Below are 17,034 nucleotides of genomic sequence, written 5' to 3' on the forward strand. Positions count from 1 at the left end.
CGTTCCCCGACTGAAGCATTGAAGCCGCAACTATGAACCTCGAGCTTTTTCGCGAATTCGTGGCCGCAGACGACGACGAAGCTGAAGACGCGATCGACGACGCAGAGATGTTTTATCTCTTTGGCGAGGCAAAGTTCGACGAATTGGTTCGTGCGTTAAACGAGTTTCTTTCCGGCAGCCCCCTCACAGTTACTGATACCGCACCTCCAAACGAATGGGCGACACCGCGTTTCGAATGCGCCGGCCGCAGTAGCACGTTCAAGACGATGATTTGCCAGGAAGATGTTTTTAACGCTCTGCTCGCGGTCGACGCGGTGATCGGCGACGAGGTGAAAGTGTACGTCGCGACTGATACACTTGGAGATCGTGAGGTTGCGGTCACAATTCTACCGACGGTGTTTGCCGACGACTTGCGGTCTCACGACCCTGCCGCGTTTGACGCCCGGTTGACCAGCCTTTCCACTGATCGTGATCCATTTGATGGTTAACGGGCCGCGGCGATTCGGGGAACCATCGGATGCACGTGAGTCGCCGAGTTAAGTCTATTGAAGTGGTTGATCGTTCGCGGCGACCACGTGATCCGTAACGTTCCCCGATAAGTACCATTTTTCCCACGATGACAGACTGGCTGAGTTTATTGTCGCGACATCACGCCGTCGCCCAAGCGGATTCCGGTTACGAACCGATCTTCGGCGGCTCAGCAACAATTGACCGCCTCGATGATGTTCAGGACAAAATTGGAATCCCGTTGCCAGCCGAACTCAAGGATCTTTATCGGAGCGTGGATGGGTATGGGCTGAAGATGGATGAAGATTGCTTGCTTTCCCCGTGGTTCATCGTGCCGACATCCGAACTGCCTGAGTTTGTCCACGCACAACGCAGTGGTATCGCCGGTACACACAAAAGCCTATCGGAACGGTTTCTTCCCTTTATCGATTTGGTCAATGGCGACTCGATTGGTTACCTTTATGACGTGGACGGCAAGCTAGCTGACGGTCTCCACATGTTTATGCACGAACTGTACCGCTACAAAGCTGATCAAGAACCGGACGATTTCTTTCGATCGTTTGAGTGTTCAATCGCCGAATTCTTGGAGCCATAGAGGGCGGGGAACCACGCGATGCACGGGAGCCGCCGAGTTGAGTGTTTCGATAACTTCAGGTCCAATCCGGCGGCCCCGTGATCGCCACCGTTACCCGCATTGAAATGGAGACTTAGATGATTCGCAACACTCTGCTAGTCGCGATGGCCACGCTGTGCAGCATTGCAACAGGATTAGCATCTGCGGAAGATGCGTTCACATCTCCGGAGACGATTGTGAATGTAACCATCGAACCAGCTGATAATGGTCGCGAGACAATCCTTACTGGCGCAAAGCTCTACTTTACGACCGTTGAAGCGAGCTATCATGTTGAATCACAACGCTCACGACCAGACTTAGCCAATCGCACCCAAGACGTCGCGTTGCTTCAGTCAAAACTTGTACGCTTCGGTACACATCAACTTCGGTTCCAATCTGTCGACGGAGAATCAATTGATCTCGATACCGTGAGATCTCGGCTGAAGAAAAACCCGGTTGTCCTGCTTCTGCCCTCAGGTGCTTCGATTCACCCTCAACTTGCTGCGGCACTTAACCCAGAAACCGTCGTCATCATGCGTGCAGATGGCCGACCCACGCTACAACTCCTGATTGCGCGTCCAATCGGCGGGTAACAATCGCGTGCACCGGAGTACGCGAACCAGCCCGATTTGAACACTAGCCACACTCCGCGTACCCGGTGACGCGTAGCGTTCGTCGGATAATCAGAGCAGAGTATTGCATGCGGCCTCGAACTGTAGACGGTGACGACCAAAGCGAGCCGCCAAATCAGTTCTGCCGTCCAACGCGGAATTGAGTGGAAGCGGACTGGCGCGATGCGGCTCAAACCAGAAGTCACATCTGCTGGCCATGACAGGTTCCGACTCGCGTAACCAACGCCGACGGATGTATCGTCCCACGGTGCTATCACTAGCCGGCTCGATGATGACCGTTGAACGCAACTGCAGGCATTCAGCACCGTAGCCAACGCCGACGAATGGTTCGCCCCACATGACCGTCGCTAGCCGGTACGATGACGTCGACGGAACACCCGCCGCCGAAATCAGCACTGGCCGAAACCAAGCGAGACCGTCGACGAACCATCCGATGCACCCGAGTCCGCGAGTCGGGGCGTTTCGAAAATGGAAGATCAACCGCGCGGACCGGGTGATCGGCAACGTCATGGCACATTTTCCGCTTTCTTCGCCCGTTCATGTTTACCTCAAAACGCAGAACGCTAGCAGTCGCTTTGATATGCTTGGTCGTTGCAGGATTTGCCTCACTAATTGCTTTTAACTCCAGTGGTAGGAAAGGAACCGGAGCTTCTCCGGCGAACCAGCTGGTTGGCACCTGGGCTACGGAAGATGGTAAGCACTTTCAGTTTCGTAGTGATGGAACCGCGCGTTCACGAAACGCGGGCAAGAAGAATTCGCCCATTCGCTACTTTGAGTGGGAATCGGACGGCCAAACAGTTAAATTTATCTACCTATCCCAAGGAACTGTGAAGCGGTTCTTTGGAAAGCTAACGAGTGTACCGGAATACGAATTTCAAATTAGAGATTTGGATCAAAGCGGATTGACGCTTGTTGATTCGCCAGACTCAATCGAGCGACTGACCGCTGTTAAAGATACATTGCTAGATGCCGCCCCGTAGGCAGCCGATGGATAAATGCCATAACCATGGGGTGCAACGGAGGCCGCGAATTGACGTTTTTGAAGTGGAGAGTCGTTTGCGCGGCCCCGCTGAACCCTGTCATTACCCCAACGAGGTTTGCGATGTCCGCAAGCTCTATGTTTCCTGCGATTGCGTTTTCGCTCGCGATCCTCTGTTCCGCGGCATCGAAGCTCCAGGGCGAATCACCAGCCGAAAGCCCCGTCTCGATACTGTCTGTGACAGTGTCCGAGTACCACGTGGAGCTTGATCCGTCACCAGAGGCGACGCCAGATTCTGTATTGAAGGAACTGCTCAGTGGCGATTGGGAGCCAAGCCGGACGATCCGACTGTCTACGTGCAATTCCGCTCAAACGCACCTGCTCATTACCGGAGACGTGAACTCCAATTCAATCACGTCGGGAGAGCGGGGAAAGACCGATACGCGCACTTCGCCGCCCAAGCTAATCGTCGATTTTCGAGCGGAGCGACAATCCAGTGGAGCAGTGATGGATTTAGACTATCACGCTTCGGGCTTCGTCAACAATTCAGCCGGCGTCTCCACCGGAGAATCGAGAGTTGTTCAGACTACGAACTTCTATGAACTCGGAAAGCCTAAGTTGATTGCTGGGTTAAGCGGAGAGGATGAGTTCTACCTTGTCGTCACTGTGACGGAGCCCGGCGCCGACGCCAGAGAAGATTGATGGGGTAACAATCAAATGCACCGAAGTCGCCGAGTTGGGTTTGTTTCTGTGGTCAGGTCGTCCGCGGCGACTCGGTGATTTGTAGCGTTATCCGGATGGCAGGCTGTAAGGGTTTGGCTGAAACGGAGCTGGGGCGGTGAATTCGATGTATTCGCTGAAACGCCGGCCTTAAAGCATAGCCAGTTGTCGCGAGGTGGCTCAAAAGAGGGGCCACTAATGGACGCCTCGTCACACTAGTCAAAGGTAGCATTGTGGTGGGACAGTTTAAAAATGCAAACTGTCCAGTATCTGCTAGGGTTTGTGGCGTACCCTTTTTCTGTACCCTTTTGACAAAGATGCGTGTAGAACAGATGTGATGAATGGAGCCGTGAAGTGCGTTTTTGACTGAGAATCCTGCGTCTTCGCATGTCCTACAGCCTGCACGCTCCGCGTTGACATCGTAGAGGTCACAGATTCGAATTCTGTATCGCCCATTGAAACGGTAACTCGTTTCGTCCCGCAAATTAGCGGTCGGATCGCTCTTGTGAGCGTTGCCAGCCAAAGGCTGTGCGGCCCCCTTCCAGACCGTTTCTGGTACTAACTACCAGAAATTGAACTTGGAGGTGGCAAATGCCGCGCAAAAAGTCTTCGTCCCCCTGGTATCAGTACCACGTCTCGGGGCAGGCCCGCGTCTAGCTCGATGGACGCTTTTTCTATCTCGGCCAGCATGATTCGCCGCCGAGCTTCGCCAAGTATTACGTCCTGCTGGCGACCTAGTCCGCCAACGCCATTGCCAGGAATTGGTTGGTCGAAACTCCCACTTCCCGGGTCACTCATTGGATACCAAATTGAAGCGTGCAGCGATTTAGTAGTGGACGATCCATCGCAACTCTAAGAGTAGCCGGACCAAATGTGTAGGACCTCGCCAACGGATGCGCGAACACGGCAAAACCGGTGATTCCATTGCTTCCGCGATTTCGCCAGAAGGCTTGCTCGAACTCGAGATAGGCTCGCCGAGAAAAAAACTCCCGCGGTGGCGTGAAATATCGCCCACCGGCCACACGGGACAGGCCCGTCGGGACGTCTCTGGTTTTGCACCACGTGTTCCTAGTTGTCATCCGCACCATTGATCAGACCGAATAACTCATTGGCCAGAAGCCGCAATTCCACCTCAAGGTCCTCCAAGTCACCATCGCCATCGGAATCGTAGATGTAAGCAAATCCAGCGGTTGCATCCATTTCATCCGTCATTGCGTTTGTGGCTTGCAGCAATTGCAGTACGGTCAGCTCCGTGTCGTTCTCCACATCAAATGCGGCTCCGCTTGAGCCGACATTCACCACTCGGGTTCCGATGCCGGTGGTGCTCACGTTAAATCCGTAGCTGGTCGCGAGCGTGCCAGCAAGTTGGCTGCTGGTGAAATACGTTGCCAAGGCGACCGCCATGAACTGCGCCTCGACTTTTGCCGGACCAGTGGACTTCTTGGCACGCTGCTTGAACAATTCATCGCGATAGAAGCTTGCAACGGCCGCTCCATCCGCACCGGCCAACGAATCGCCAAAGACATTGCCAAAGTTCTCTGTCAACCAGACCGCCAGTTGCTCCCCGCCGCTGGCGATCAGCTCCTGGCCGTGCCGGCTTTGCCAGAATCCGATTCCCGCGGTATCGCCGGATGTCACCTCCGAACCGATCTCAGAAAAGGTGTAATCGAACGCATCAACATCCGCGACTGTCAGCTGCAGGGTGTCATTCCCCAAATCTACGCCGCCAAGCGAACCAAGCATCTCCGCGCCATCGGCGACGCCCGTGGGCTGAATCTGATGCAACTGATAGGTGCCGGGCTCCAGGTCCTCGAACAGATACAAACCGCCATCGCTTGTCAGCTCGCTAATTGCATTGCCATGCGGATCCAAGATGGCATTCCCGTATGCGTCACGCAGTTCAACCGTTACACCGTCAATGCCAGGTTCATTGGCATCAAACGTTCCGCTTTGATCCGCGTCCACGAAGACCACGCCGGAGATGCTGGCCAGATTGATCAAGTCGATCTGAATGTCCGCGGTGTCCGAGCCGCCATCGTCGTCGCTGACCGTCACTTCCAAGTCAAACGTGGTGGTCGTTTCGAAGTCCAGCTGGGAGGTGTTCGCCACCGTGATTTCGCCGGAGTCCGGATCGACCGCAAACGCAGACGCCCCGCGGCCACCGGTGATCGTGAATGTCAACGTATCCTCGCCCGGATCCGTCGCCGAAACAAATCCCACCGACGTACCCACCGCAGAATTTTCCACCACACGAAACAGGTTATCATCGGCCGTCGGATCGACGTTGCTGACACTGATGGTCCTCGAGCCCAAGTCCCACCTGACCCCTGTTGAGTCGATCACAAAGGGATTTACCTGATAGGTGTGAGGGCCATCGGGATACGTGTGCGGCAACGGTTGCGGCGACACTGAAATCGACTGTTCGTCCGACGTCCATTCAATTCCTATTTGAGCTGCGACACTTGACCAAGCGGTTTCTGGTAGGACGATAGTTCCACTGAATGGGTGACCTTCCAGAACGTCCGCAGGTGTCCAGGCGTCAGCAAAGGCCAGCGTCACTTTACCGACTTCCGGGCCGAGTAAACCGACGGCTTGTAAAAGGGCCCCATCTAGGGGTTGGCCAGGCGATCCGAATGAAGCATCCCACGGTAAGTACTGCAAAGATCCCAGTTCGTGCGATCCATCAGCGGGCTGCACCGAAATCACTGTGTCAGGCAGCAGCGGGAGAGCGGATTCGAGAGACAAGAGGGACAAATCGACCGGCACGAAGGTCTCTCCGCCATCGAGTGAGTACGAAACGCTCTGTAAGCCGACGGCACCAGCCAACATGATTGCTTCAATCGCATTCGCGTCCGCGTCAACGATCGTGGCAGGTTCACCCACAGCAGCTTTGCTGCCGACAAAATCGCTTACCGTAAAGAACCGAAAACTTTCCGCGTCACCCACAATGATCGGGTTTCCTTCAACCAACAGCGGCGCGTCGTTTTCACCTTGGACGGTGATCTGAATCGTCCCTGAATCTGTCAACGGCACGGCCGACGCGTCTTGGATTTGATACTCGAAAATCACTTCCGCGACTTCCGCGGCAGACAAGAAATCAAAATCAGTACCGGGATCAAATGTGAGCGTGCCACCATCTAGATTCCAGCTAGAGTTGTCCAGCGTGATCGGTTCGTCTCGCACGCTGGCGGAGATGAACGTTAGGGAATCGGACTGGACGGATACCAGGTCGTCTCCAGGATCCGTATCATTGGCAAGCAAATCGACGTCCACAATTTCGTTTTCGGTCGTCGAAGTAAAGTCATTCACTGCATTGGGAGCCAGATTCAACACCGACAGTGAGCCCGTCGCCAGGAAGCTCTCTCCACCAAGGGCGGTCAGTCGAACCGCAACGGTCGTATTGGTTGCATTTTGGCTTGAGTAGGAAATGCTCTGGCCGATCAACTCAGGTTGGAAAACGAGGCCGTCGTAGCTTAGGTCCCAATCCCACTGACGCTCGGCAAAACTCTCGGGCAGGCCCGAGAGTTGCTCCGCTCGAAGTTGGATCGTATCACCCTGTTGGACGACGTACGGACCTCCCGCAGAAATCACGGGGCTCGTACCGATCGCAACCGCAACCGCTCCCGGATCCGTGATTGCGCCATTGGCAATCAAGTCCGCGTCTCCACGCTGGCCATCGACAAAGTGTAAGGTCACGCGATCGTTGTCGAAGACTGCCCCGATCTCCGTTGCCGAATCGTAAGCGAAATCGTACCAGTGGGCTGTCGGATTATCGGCTGTCGGGCCGTACTTGAAGAAACTCGTTGGTTTTGTCCCGGGCGGGAGCAAGAGTTCGACCGTCGTAGCCGCCCCGGCACTAATCCCTGTAACGGTAAACTCCACCATGCCGAACGGGAACTCGGCCTCGTTCGGTGCGTTGGCTGGGAAGTCACCAGTGGGGATTACCCCACTCAGCTGAGTCCCTGGTTCGGCGACCAAGGTCACGTACCGAGCATCGACCGAATTGCGGAGACTCGCAACATGGTTTTGTTGGCTATCCGGAACTCCATCGAAGTTCCCATCGCCGCTGTTCGGCGCTTCCGACTCCTCTAACTCAGAGATGCCATCCAAATCATTGTCTGGATCATTATCCCGCAACGTCAGAATTTCCGTTCGGTTTGTTGAGAGTCTTACCGCCGCCGGTGCTCGCAAGACTGAAACGAGTTCCAGCAGGATGCTTTCCAAGCCTTCGACATCTGTATCGTCGACAGTTGGAAGTTCAAACAATGTCTTGGTCTCACCGGCGGGGATCACGATTGATGATGCAGTCGGTGAAACATAGTCCTCACCAGGCGTCGCAGTGCCGCCGAGTAAGTAGGAGACTTCGATATCTTCTTCGACGGGCCGAGCAATCGATACTTCAAAGATGGATGCATGACCGGAGGTTTCGCTGCCGCTACGGATAGGCAAAAGCTGAATCTCGGGGCGAACGTCAATTTCGATGGCAGCGGTCGCACCGTCTCCATCATTGTCGGTTATCGTGACGGTGGCGTTGTAGATTCCTGGAGTGTCATAGGGGATACTCGCCGAAAATGCACGATCGGTAAGATTGGGCAGCAGTGTGGTGCGTCCATCTCCCCAATTGATGACTGCTTGATGGGTGTCGAGCGAGCCCGCATCGGTTAACGATCCAGCCAGCTCGGCCTGACTGCCCTGCCCGATGATTTGCGGGGCGTTGGTGACGAGTGTCACTTGTGGCGCCGCGTTCAGAATGTCAATGGAATGCGAACCGACAGAAAAGTGGAAACCATCTTCGTCCTCGGCGTGAACAACGATGGATTGGGTGGCATCACCATCGGCGTAAATGTACGAGACTTCATCGTTCACGGCGTACGTGCGGACTTCACCATCGCCCCACTCCACGATCCATTCCGTGATGGAATCCGCCCCTTGATCCGTAACGTTGCCAAGGTCCAGAACGACCCGCTCACCTTCATCGGACCTGCTCACACCTTGAATGTTGACGACTGGCGCGACGTTGGCCACGCTCACCAATAGCTGACTTGTCGCGCTGCCGCCGTCATCGTCCGCAACCGTAAGCGTGACAAGGAAGTTACCATCATCCGTGAAATCATGCTCCACGCTTGTCAGGCCGGAACCGGATACCGGGGCAGTGCCGTCGCCGAAGTCCCAGATAAACATGAGCGGAACATCTGCCGCACCAGGATCAGCCGCCGCGGCAATGAAGCTGAAAGTCTCTCCTTCGTAACCGGACTGGTCCCCTGAAAGACTGCTCACTGTAGGCGACTGATTGGTCACGGTGACCGGTCTCTGCGCAACCGCCGCATGCAACCCATCCTCATCGATTAGGCTTACGCTCACCATCAGATCGGCCGGGCCATCACCGTAGGTATGAACAGGCACTTCGCCAATGGCATAAGTGCTCTCCGAACCGTCTCCCCAGTCAACGACGAAGTCTGTGACCATGTCATTTCCGGCGTCCGTAATGGGCCCAAGCACGAGGGTGTATCCATCACCCTCTCTAACCTGCGGAACGCCTGCGATCTCGACCTGTGGTTGCTGATTGGCAACGTCGATATTGAAAGTCTGTGATGACTGGCCTCCGTCCTCGTCGATGACCGTCAAGGTGCCGGTGTATAGTCCGTCATCGGTGAAAGTGTGGGAGACGTTGCTCAGATTGATCCCCGAGATCGGAGCGCTGCCATCACCAAAATCCCATGTGTAGGTCACGACATCGAACGGTCCAGCGGGGTCGACCGTCTCGGCAGCAAACGACAGTGGTTCAGATTCGACACCGTTCGGGTCAACAATGATCTCGACAATTTCCGGCGTTACATTAAACACGTCAACATCGACGGTACTCTGTAGCATGTGTCGGCCATCTTCATCGACCAGCGTTGCGCTAATCGTGTGCGTCGCTGGTCCTTCAGCGTAACGATGGCTCAAGTTAACCGAGGCATCGTACAACTCCGTGGTGCCGTCTCCCCAGTTGATCATCACTTGCGATACGGTGTCATTGCCGGGGTCGGACATTCCGTTGAGTTGCAGTTCATAGACGGCACCTTCATTCGTATCCGCCGGCCCGGCGATGAAGGCGGACGGCGCAACGTTGTCCACTGCGATGATCGTGCTGCTCGTTGAGCTTCCACCGTCTCCGTCGGTGACGGTCAGCATGACGACGTAGGTTCCGTTATCGGCGAACGTGTGAATTGGATCGGTCAGGTCGACGTCCGACACGGGGGGAGTGCCATCGCCAAAGTCCCAAAGATAGGTCAGCGGGTCCTGGCCCGGATCCGTAGCCGCCGCTGACATCGTGATGTTATCGCCCTCCGAGGCAGATGCGGGACCGACGAGTGACGTGATTTCCGGATCTGCGTTGGTGATGATCACCGGCAGACTGGCGATTGCCAGCTCATTGCCGTCGAGTTCGATCAATGTGACCGCGATTTCAAATGATTGATCTCCGTCGCCGTAAAGGTGCTCGACGACACCGGAGCCGGGATATGTGTCGCTTTGCCCGTCGCCCCAATCGACCCGGATCCCTTGAATTGGATCATTGCCCGGATCCACGATTTCTCCCAAAGTCAACGAGTAAGCGGCCCCCTCATCGACGGTGTCCGAACCGGAGACCAGCATGCGTGCGGCGACGTCAGTGACGCTGACGGTTAATGCGCCCTCTGCCACGCCATCATCACCATCGGTCACAGTCAGTTTGACCGTGTAGACTCCATCACCAACGTAGAGGTGATCGACGGAGGTCAGGTCGACACCGTTCACAGGAGCGGTACCATCACCGAAGTCCCAGGTATATGTCAGCGTGTCGTTGCCCGGATCGATCGCGGCGGCGGTGAACGTTAGGCTCGCTCCCTCGGCACCCGAAAGCTGACCGTGAAGCGTCTGAATGATTGGTGGGACATTCTCAACCGTCACGGTGGCGGTGGTTTGACTGCTGGCGCCATCATCGTCGGTCACGATGACGGTAACGTCAAAAACACCGTCGTCGGGATAGGCATAGTTGGTGGAAACCAATCCCGATCCAGCCTGTTCCGTTACCGTTGCATTCGCGGTTGTCCCGTTACCCCAATCAACCGTGGCCACGTGTGTGTCTCTGTGTCCGTCGTCTTCAAATCGTACCGGGGGCAGAGTGAACATCTCTCCCTCGTTTACCGTGAACGATGCAAGCGGAGAAACATTTGCCGGCAAATTATCGACCCGCAAATCACGCGTCGTGACAACCACCCCTGTATCGTCGTCCTCCAGGCGAACAGTGATGGTGTACGTGTCGCCATCGGTGCCGGTCGGATCATCGTCTGCGTAACGGTGGCTGGCCGTGAAGCTGCGGTTGCCCGGTGCAATCGCGATTTCGTCTGTCAAACCATTTCCCCAGTCGATCTGAACGCGATGGGTGTCCTCCGACCCCAGGTCTGTGAATTGACCGCTCAGCTGTACGATTTGGTTCTCGATCGATGATCCCTGAACTTCCAGGCTCGCGATCTCCGGGTTGCTGTTGCGTACACGGACGATCGTGCTGCTGACGTCGTAGGTAAAGGTGGTCGACGCGTGGATGGGCACCGCGCCGAGTTCAAGATTGTGGGAATGGCTAAAGGTTGGGGAGGAGGTGACCGCATCATGAGGAAGGAGAACGTTTTGCTCCTGCAAGAAGAAGTCATAGAGATCCGCTTCCTCAATGAACTCGACCTCCACGGGGGAGAAAACGGTCTCGTGCGTGTGACTTTGCGTTGCCGCTCCAAGACTTGTCGTGACCGCCGCAAAGTCGAACGGACCGGCCGTCAACGATACCTGGTGATCATGCATGAACTGACCGCCATCGGCCAATGCCGTGGTCTCGTTGCCGGCGTCGAGAGTAACGGCGGCTTCTAGCAATGTACCGAGGGAACCGTTGAATCGTGGGAGGATGTATTCGTTTGTTCCGGTTCTCTGGACAATCGTTGTCCTGGGGCTTGCGTCTCGCAATCGCAAACTCACGTTGTCCGCATATCCATCATTTGTTGTGCCTCCATTGCGATGGAAACGCAGGTTGACCTCAATGGATCTGGCCCCTGCTGGTACGGTTACGTAGCGTTGACGGAACAGAAGGCGAGTTCGATTACTTCGCTGAGCTGCGATCGGACCTTGCATGGTCGTAAACGGTGTCAAACCGCCGGAGCTTTTGCGATAGGCAAGTTGAACTTCGGCAAAATCGTCTTGATTGCTAAATCCTCCGAGGTATGCCGACAGGTCAATGATGATGTCTCCGCGGTCTACTTTCGCATGAAGGCTGCTCGGTATTGAAAACTCCTGATAGAGCCAGGAAAAGTCTGAGTCGCCTCCGTAGAAGAAATGGGTTCCACAGGAACTGCCGCAACTTTCCGATTGGGTGGGGAATCCTCCGGGGTCGCCGTAGTGCCCCCAAGTTGGATTTCCCCTCCAAATCTTCCAGTCAGCCAAATGATTCTCACCGCCTGGATTGCGGACCAGATTGCTGGTCAACACAGTGGCTGCGCTGGCGGTTGGCCGATAGGTGAATGCTGTCGTCGTCGTGAAGTTCACGTCGCCGGTCGAATGGTTATGCGCCGTCGGCAGGCCGCTCGTGTTCGGTTCCGTCGAACGGCTTGACATGGAAAATCTTTGATCAGTCGACTGCTGGAAATAGGTTGTCAGCGCGGTGCCATTGAATGTCTTCGACTGAGATGGAAGGTTGAAGGTATGACTGTGGTTTCCCGCTGCAGATGCGTCGTCAGTCCAAGCGGAATCCAGATCAAACGGTCCACTCACCGGATAGTCGATGAGGTGCCGATGATTGAATGCTTGGCCTGGAGCCGAATCTGTGTCCACCGGAAGAGGATCCGCCACCACACGCGCTGCTTCGAGTCGGCCGCTGACACCTTCGGGCAGGCTGAGAGGAAACGAGGGCAGATCGATTCCGCCATTGCCCGTGGTCTCCACCGTCCATTCGCGAGATTCCTTGCGGTTGGCGTCCCCGTCATCGTCGACGACGGTGACCTCGACGATGTAGTCGTCAGCTGCGGTCGCGGTGGGTTGATCATCGCTGTAGGAGTGTTGTGCCGTGAAGGTGCGGCTTGTGGAATCCACGACGGCTTCGCTGGTCGATCCGTCGCCCCAATCCACCGTGACCGTGTGCGTGTCGTCGGGCCCTGGGTCCGTGAAAGATCCGGTCAAGGTTATGAGCGAATTTTCAGTCGTTGTCGGCGGAGCATGGATATTAACGATCGACGGCGGCGAGTTGTTGACTGTCACCAATGTCGATGAGTATGCCTGTTCGCCGAATGTATCCTCCACTCGAACGACGACCGGATAGCTGCCGTCATCCGTCATGCCAAACTGCTTGAGTGATTCCCAGGTCAACACCGGAGCCGCAGCGACGGCTTCCCCGAATAAGCCGTCGTTATCCAGGTCCCAACTGTAAGTTAACGTTTCGGTGTCGCCCAGATCCGCATCCGTCCCGACGGCGTTCAGGCCAAGTAACCCACCTTCGTCAATCGCGTAAGGTCCACCAACAAAGACCTCGGGAGCTTCGTTGGTGACGGACAGATACGCTTGAGAACTTGCCGTCAGAGTGTCTCCCAGCCAGCCATCGGCATCGCCGTCGGCGGCTGAGAGGGTGAGCTCGAATTGACCGATGCCGAACTCGTCGAGGCTGATCGAACCGGCGCCGGCAACCGCAAGTGACTTCACGATGTCACCGTCTCGCCGTAAGGTTGCATGAACGGAACTAAGTCCAGACGCATCGGTGACGGACCAGGCAATGGTGTTGTCCAATCCGTGGCTTTCGCTGGTGGAGGTCCCCAGCAGTGGCTCGCCCAAGCGATCGAAAAATGTAATCCGGGGAGGGACGACATCGTCATCGATCACTCGCACGGAACGCGTCGTCAGCGCCGTGGTGCGCCGGTCGCCATTCCAGTCCGAATCCGCGTCGGTAGCCGTCACACGAATTTGATAATACCCGGGACCGTATTGATTGAGCGAGAATTCGCCGGCGAGATCAGATGAGTTCAATAAGTTACCTGAAGGCCCCGAAACAGTCGTTGCCGAGTTAATGACGCCGGATGAATCAGAAACCGACCAGGTGAACTCGCGAACGGTTTGGTCATCGATCGTCCCTCTCGATCCACCAAGAGTTACGGTTGGGTTGGCAACGTCATCGTCTTGCACTTGCACGGTCAGCGACCGCGTTACGGAGTTGAATGCATGGCCAGTGATTTCGAATTGATAAGTTCCCACGCCCAGATCATCGAACGATATGGAACCGCTTCCGGAGGAGGAATTGCTGGCGATGGGTGTTGCGACGCCGACTTTCCGCAAGGAGTACGTGACATTTTTGAGTCCAGATCCCTGAGCCGACCATGAAATCACCTGTGACTGACCGTCAGACTGTATCACGTGCCCAGAAACACTTTGCCCGTCCAGGCGCACGTCCAGTTCGGGGACCGCCGTTTGCGATTCAAACATGGCACGCACCGCGTTCAGCGCTTCTGTGTTGATCCCGGGATCGGTTCGGATCTCGAGATGCGTCATCGCCCGAGTGGTGTCTTGCTCGAGCAGGTAGGTGGTGCAGTTGTTTGCCAAATAATCAAAGCCTTGACAACTCCGCTTGCGACCAGAGAGATCGCCATTCATCAGTCGGTTGCGTTCACCCTGATCGCTGATCGTCGCACTGGGATCAGCAACGTCGACCTGCCCATTTGCAACATCTAACGGATAGGGATAAACCGTTTGCCAGCGATTGAAGAAGTACAGCACGTTGTCGAGTGGATTGTACGATCGGATCGGCCAGCGGCGTCCAACTTCCGTAGCTCGTATGCTTTGATCGTATCCCGCCCCTCCCGACACCGGATCAATCGTTCCAAGCACGTCGATTTCGATACCGAGTCCGTGTGCCTGCCTGGCAGCCTTCAAGACGGCTTCGCCGCCGAGGCTATAACCAAAAAGAACGACAAAATCTTCATCTTTGATCCGTTTGTCTTGCATGTCCGCAAGGAGGTCATGGCGCAGATAAAAGTCTGTATCAGGCACGCCAAGCGCAGTCTCAAAGGTATTGCCGATACCCCAACCAGGTCCGGGTTTATTTCCCACTCTGTCGAAGTCATTCCAGTCGCTTATCTCTCGCTTGTATCCAACGCCTAACTCGACCGCTTTCTGATATAGAAAGTCGGTAACGGCCCCACCGTAATCGCCCAACGGCTTTGGTCCGCCATTACCGCCCACCATATAGGCATAGATATTTCCAGCCAACAAACGTCGATCTTCCAGCAGTTCCGTTCGTAGGGCTCGGCGGCGGTTAGGGGTTTGGCGGCGGGCGGTGGGCTTGGCGGGACGCTTCTTGCGGCGAAATCTGGACATGAATCGGCTTTAGATGTTGGGAACTGCGATACAGGCAGGAGAATTCCACTCCTCAGGCCCCCCAACTTTGAGTGAATGCCAAAATCGGCACCCTTCCATAGAGGGACATCTGGCAACCCTATCCAGATGGCATTCGGTTGTCCAGGAACGCAACCGGAACGCAGATGAGAAAAGCGAGTTGATTCCGTCCTCCAGATCACGGCCGAACCCACTTGGCTCCTTGCCGCTCCCGCCGGATTTTGGAGTCGTGCCCGCCGCACAAATATTGGCGTGGCAACCCTCCGAACGCATGGCACTCTGCGATGACGCAATGGCTAAAGTCACTGGTTTTCGCCAGGAGATCGCCGCAGATGCCTAACGACACGCAAGACGCTCGCCGCACTTTCCCCCGGGGCGCTTCCGGTCGTTAGCTGAAACGTTCAGACGGTAGAAAGAGAAAGACGGCCGGGAGTGAAAAGGAAGGTCCGCGATGATGCGAGTTCACTCGATTGGGGCTTTCCGTCGATCCAGTTGGCTAGACGGGCCGCGAACTGTCGCCGCTGATTTGCCGAAGGCAGTTATCAATGTCCCAGTGATCTCGAACCGAAACAATTTGACCGTTTTGCACCGTCGCCTGAGAGGTTCCCTTGACCTCTATCCAGCGCCCCGTCGCGGCCAGCCCCAAAAACTCACCGACGTGCTTTTTGCGGACACTCCAATTCACCGCAAACGTATTCCCCTGAGTGATTATGCTCTCCACCGTGATTGTCAGTGGATTGAACGCCGAGAGCACATGGGACACGCGGTTGCGAATGGTGTCACGACCGTGGCGAACCTCGCCTTCGGAATCGATCTGAACATCCTCGGCCATCATCTCGTCAATGATCGCCAGGTCGCGCTGATTGTAGACACCGTCAAACCAGCGACGGCAAAACGCCTCGAGATCGGTGTCAGGTTGAACGAACAGGTAAGCCGAAGCCGGAAGAGCGACCACCGGATCTTTGCCGTTATAGGCTTCGACCACGTTGTCAAGCGTTTCCATCAGGACCGGCCCTCCCCGCTCCAGCTTTCGGATCACCCGGTCACTGTATCCGGCAAGTTTCGCAGCCGCTTCCTGTGTAAGCCCCAGTCGCATCCTGCGGTTCTTCAAAGCCTTACCGTCTACCGGTAATCCTCGGCTACTATCAGACGCTTTCATATCCATGGCGTGGCTCTATCTAACGTGTGCTGCAATATCCTGCCAATGATCTTTCCCAAACACCAACACAACGAGGGCGGATGCGCAAATCGCTTCTAAATCAGTCCTGCGTTCGTTTCCCAAAAGATTCCTGCCGGGCGATGGACCGGGCACTAGGCATCGAACTTGCTCCCGTGTACGCGAACCAACGTCCGTCGCGATGTGGAGTACGTATCCCCAACGAACACGACGCGACGCTCTGTTTTTCCTGCATAGCCGCATCTCCCCTGTTGCGTCGAAAACAATAACTGTAATCGCATTGGCGAACGCGATTGTGTCCCGCCAAGGCCCGGCCTTTCTCCATTGACATCTCACCTTGCGGTTCCACGGAACGACCAATCCCGAACTGGAGCGCCCCTTCTCCATGGATCAGACTCTACAACTTGTCGGCCAGGAAACGCAACTCAATCGCAATGTCTTTCAAGCCACTATTTCCGTCGAAATTATAAATATAGGCGAAGCCATCGGTTGCGTCCATTTCATCCGTCATCGCGTTTGTGGCTTGCACCAATTGCACAACGCTCAGCTCCGCGTCGTCCTCCACATCAAACGCGGCTCCGCATGAGCCAGCATTCACCACTCGCGTTCCGATACCGGTGGTGCTCACGTTGAATCCGCTACTGGTCGCGACCGTTCCGGCAAGTTGGCTGCTGCTGAAATACGTTGCCAAGGCGACTGCCATGAACTGCGGCCCGATTGTCGCCGGATCGGTGGATTTCTTGGCACGCTGCTCGAACAATTCATCGCGATGAAAGCTTGCAACGGCTGCTCCATCCGCACCGGCGAATGTTTCGTCAGAATCGGATGCCGCTGAGGAGCTGATTCGTCGCTCCCGCAACCATGCCTGCAATCACCAGGACCACGATCCATTCCATTGGCGTCGGCTTCAGACGATGACGTCGGTCAGCGCTGCCGACGTCTTCGCGATCCAGATTGCTGGAGCTTGGCGGCGTGTAGGGATTCATGCGTCTTCGCCTTGATGGATGAGTTTCTCGTGCGGCCATGC

Annotated in this window: 9 protein-coding genes; 5 read left to right on the top strand and 4 right to left on the bottom strand. The window is 55.8% G+C overall.

The window, feature by feature from the left end; genetic code table 11:
• The first annotated feature begins 32 nt into the window (after nt 1-32).
• The 5 genes from FYK55_RS23625 (at nt 33) to FYK55_RS23645 (ending at nt 3,433) form a co-directional block, all read left to right on the top strand.
• The gene (locus FYK55_RS23625; protein WP_150079098.1) at nt 33-488 is read left to right on the top strand and encodes a hypothetical protein; all 456 of its coding nucleotides are present in this window, start codon (nt 33-35) and stop codon (nt 486-488) included.
• Between the two features lie 128 nt (nt 489-616).
• On the top strand, nt 617-1,102 hold the full coding sequence (locus FYK55_RS23630; protein WP_150079099.1) for an SMI1/KNR4 family protein: 486 nt from the start codon (nt 617-619) through the stop codon (nt 1,100-1,102).
• A 116-nt stretch (nt 1,103-1,218) separates the two neighbouring features.
• Nucleotides 1,219-1,713, top strand: coding sequence for a hypothetical protein (locus FYK55_RS23635; RefSeq protein ID WP_150079100.1), 495 nt, complete (start codon nt 1,219-1,221; stop codon nt 1,711-1,713).
• Nucleotides 1,714-2,291: 578 nt separating this feature from the next.
• A complete protein-coding gene (locus FYK55_RS23640; protein ID WP_150079101.1) occupies nt 2,292-2,732 on the top strand; it encodes a hypothetical protein in 441 nt (146 codons plus the stop codon).
• Nucleotides 2,733-2,854: 122 nt separating this feature from the next.
• The gene (locus FYK55_RS23645) at nt 2,855-3,433 is read left to right on the top strand and encodes a hypothetical protein (RefSeq protein ID WP_150079102.1); all 579 of its coding nucleotides are present in this window, start codon (nt 2,855-2,857) and stop codon (nt 3,431-3,433) included.
• Between the two features lie 1,086 nt (nt 3,434-4,519).
• Here FYK55_RS23645 and FYK55_RS23650 read toward each other — a convergent pair.
• The 4 genes from FYK55_RS23650 to FYK55_RS29245 all read right to left on the bottom strand — a co-directional run bounded on the left by FYK55_RS23650 (nt 4,520) and on the right by FYK55_RS29245 (nt 16,993).
• A complete protein-coding gene (locus tag FYK55_RS23650) occupies nt 4,520-14,812 on the bottom strand; it encodes a PKD domain-containing protein (RefSeq protein WP_150079103.1) in 10,293 nt (3,430 codons plus the stop codon).
• A gap of 514 nt (nt 14,813-15,326) precedes the next feature.
• Nucleotides 15,327-15,995 carry an ester cyclase gene (locus FYK55_RS23655; protein WP_150079104.1) on the bottom strand — a complete coding sequence of 223 codons (669 nt, stop codon included), beginning with the start codon at nt 15,993-15,995 and terminating at the stop codon, nt 15,327-15,329.
• 409 nt (nt 15,996-16,404) lie between these two features.
• On the bottom strand, nt 16,405-16,710 hold the full coding sequence (locus tag FYK55_RS23660) for a hypothetical protein (protein ID WP_161604706.1): 306 nt from the start codon (nt 16,708-16,710) through the stop codon (nt 16,405-16,407).
• A gap of 112 nt (nt 16,711-16,822) precedes the next feature.
• Complete coding sequence (locus tag FYK55_RS29245) at nt 16,823-16,993, bottom strand: hypothetical protein (RefSeq protein ID WP_161604707.1); 171 nt, start codon at nt 16,991-16,993, stop codon at nt 16,823-16,825.
• Nucleotides 16,994-17,034: the final 41 nt, after the last annotated feature.

It is taken from the genome of Roseiconus nitratireducens, assembly GCF_008629675.1.
Taxonomy (GTDB): domain Bacteria; phylum Planctomycetota; class Planctomycetia; order Pirellulales; family Pirellulaceae; genus Stieleria; species Stieleria nitratireducens.

Excerpts from the sequence above, each read along its gene's own strand:
- FYK55_RS23630 (WP_150079099.1), top strand. The coding sequence starts at position 617 with ATGACAGACTGGCTGAGTTTATTGTCGCGACATCACGCCGTCGCCCAA.
- FYK55_RS23625 (WP_150079098.1), top strand. The coding sequence starts at position 33 with ATGAACCTCGAGCTTTTTCGCGAATTCGTGGCCGCAGACGACGACGAA.
- FYK55_RS23650 (WP_150079103.1), bottom strand. The coding sequence starts at position 14,812 with ATGTCCAGATTTCGCCGCAAGAAGCGTCCCGCCAAGCCCACCGCCCGC.
- FYK55_RS23635 (WP_150079100.1), top strand. The coding sequence starts at position 1,219 with ATGATTCGCAACACTCTGCTAGTCGCGATGGCCACGCTGTGCAGCATT.
- FYK55_RS23655 (WP_150079104.1), bottom strand. The coding sequence starts at position 15,995 with ATGGATATGAAAGCGTCTGATAGTAGCCGAGGATTACCGGTAGACGGT.
- FYK55_RS23640 (WP_150079101.1), top strand. The coding sequence starts at position 2,292 with ATGTTTACCTCAAAACGCAGAACGCTAGCAGTCGCTTTGATATGCTTG.
- FYK55_RS29245 (WP_161604707.1), bottom strand. The coding sequence starts at position 16,993 with ATGAATCCCTACACGCCGCCAAGCTCCAGCAATCTGGATCGCGAAGAC.
- FYK55_RS23660 (WP_161604706.1), bottom strand. The coding sequence starts at position 16,710 with ATGGCAGTCGCCTTGGCAACGTATTTCAGCAGCAGCCAACTTGCCGGA.
- FYK55_RS23645 (WP_150079102.1), top strand. The coding sequence starts at position 2,855 with ATGTCCGCAAGCTCTATGTTTCCTGCGATTGCGTTTTCGCTCGCGATC.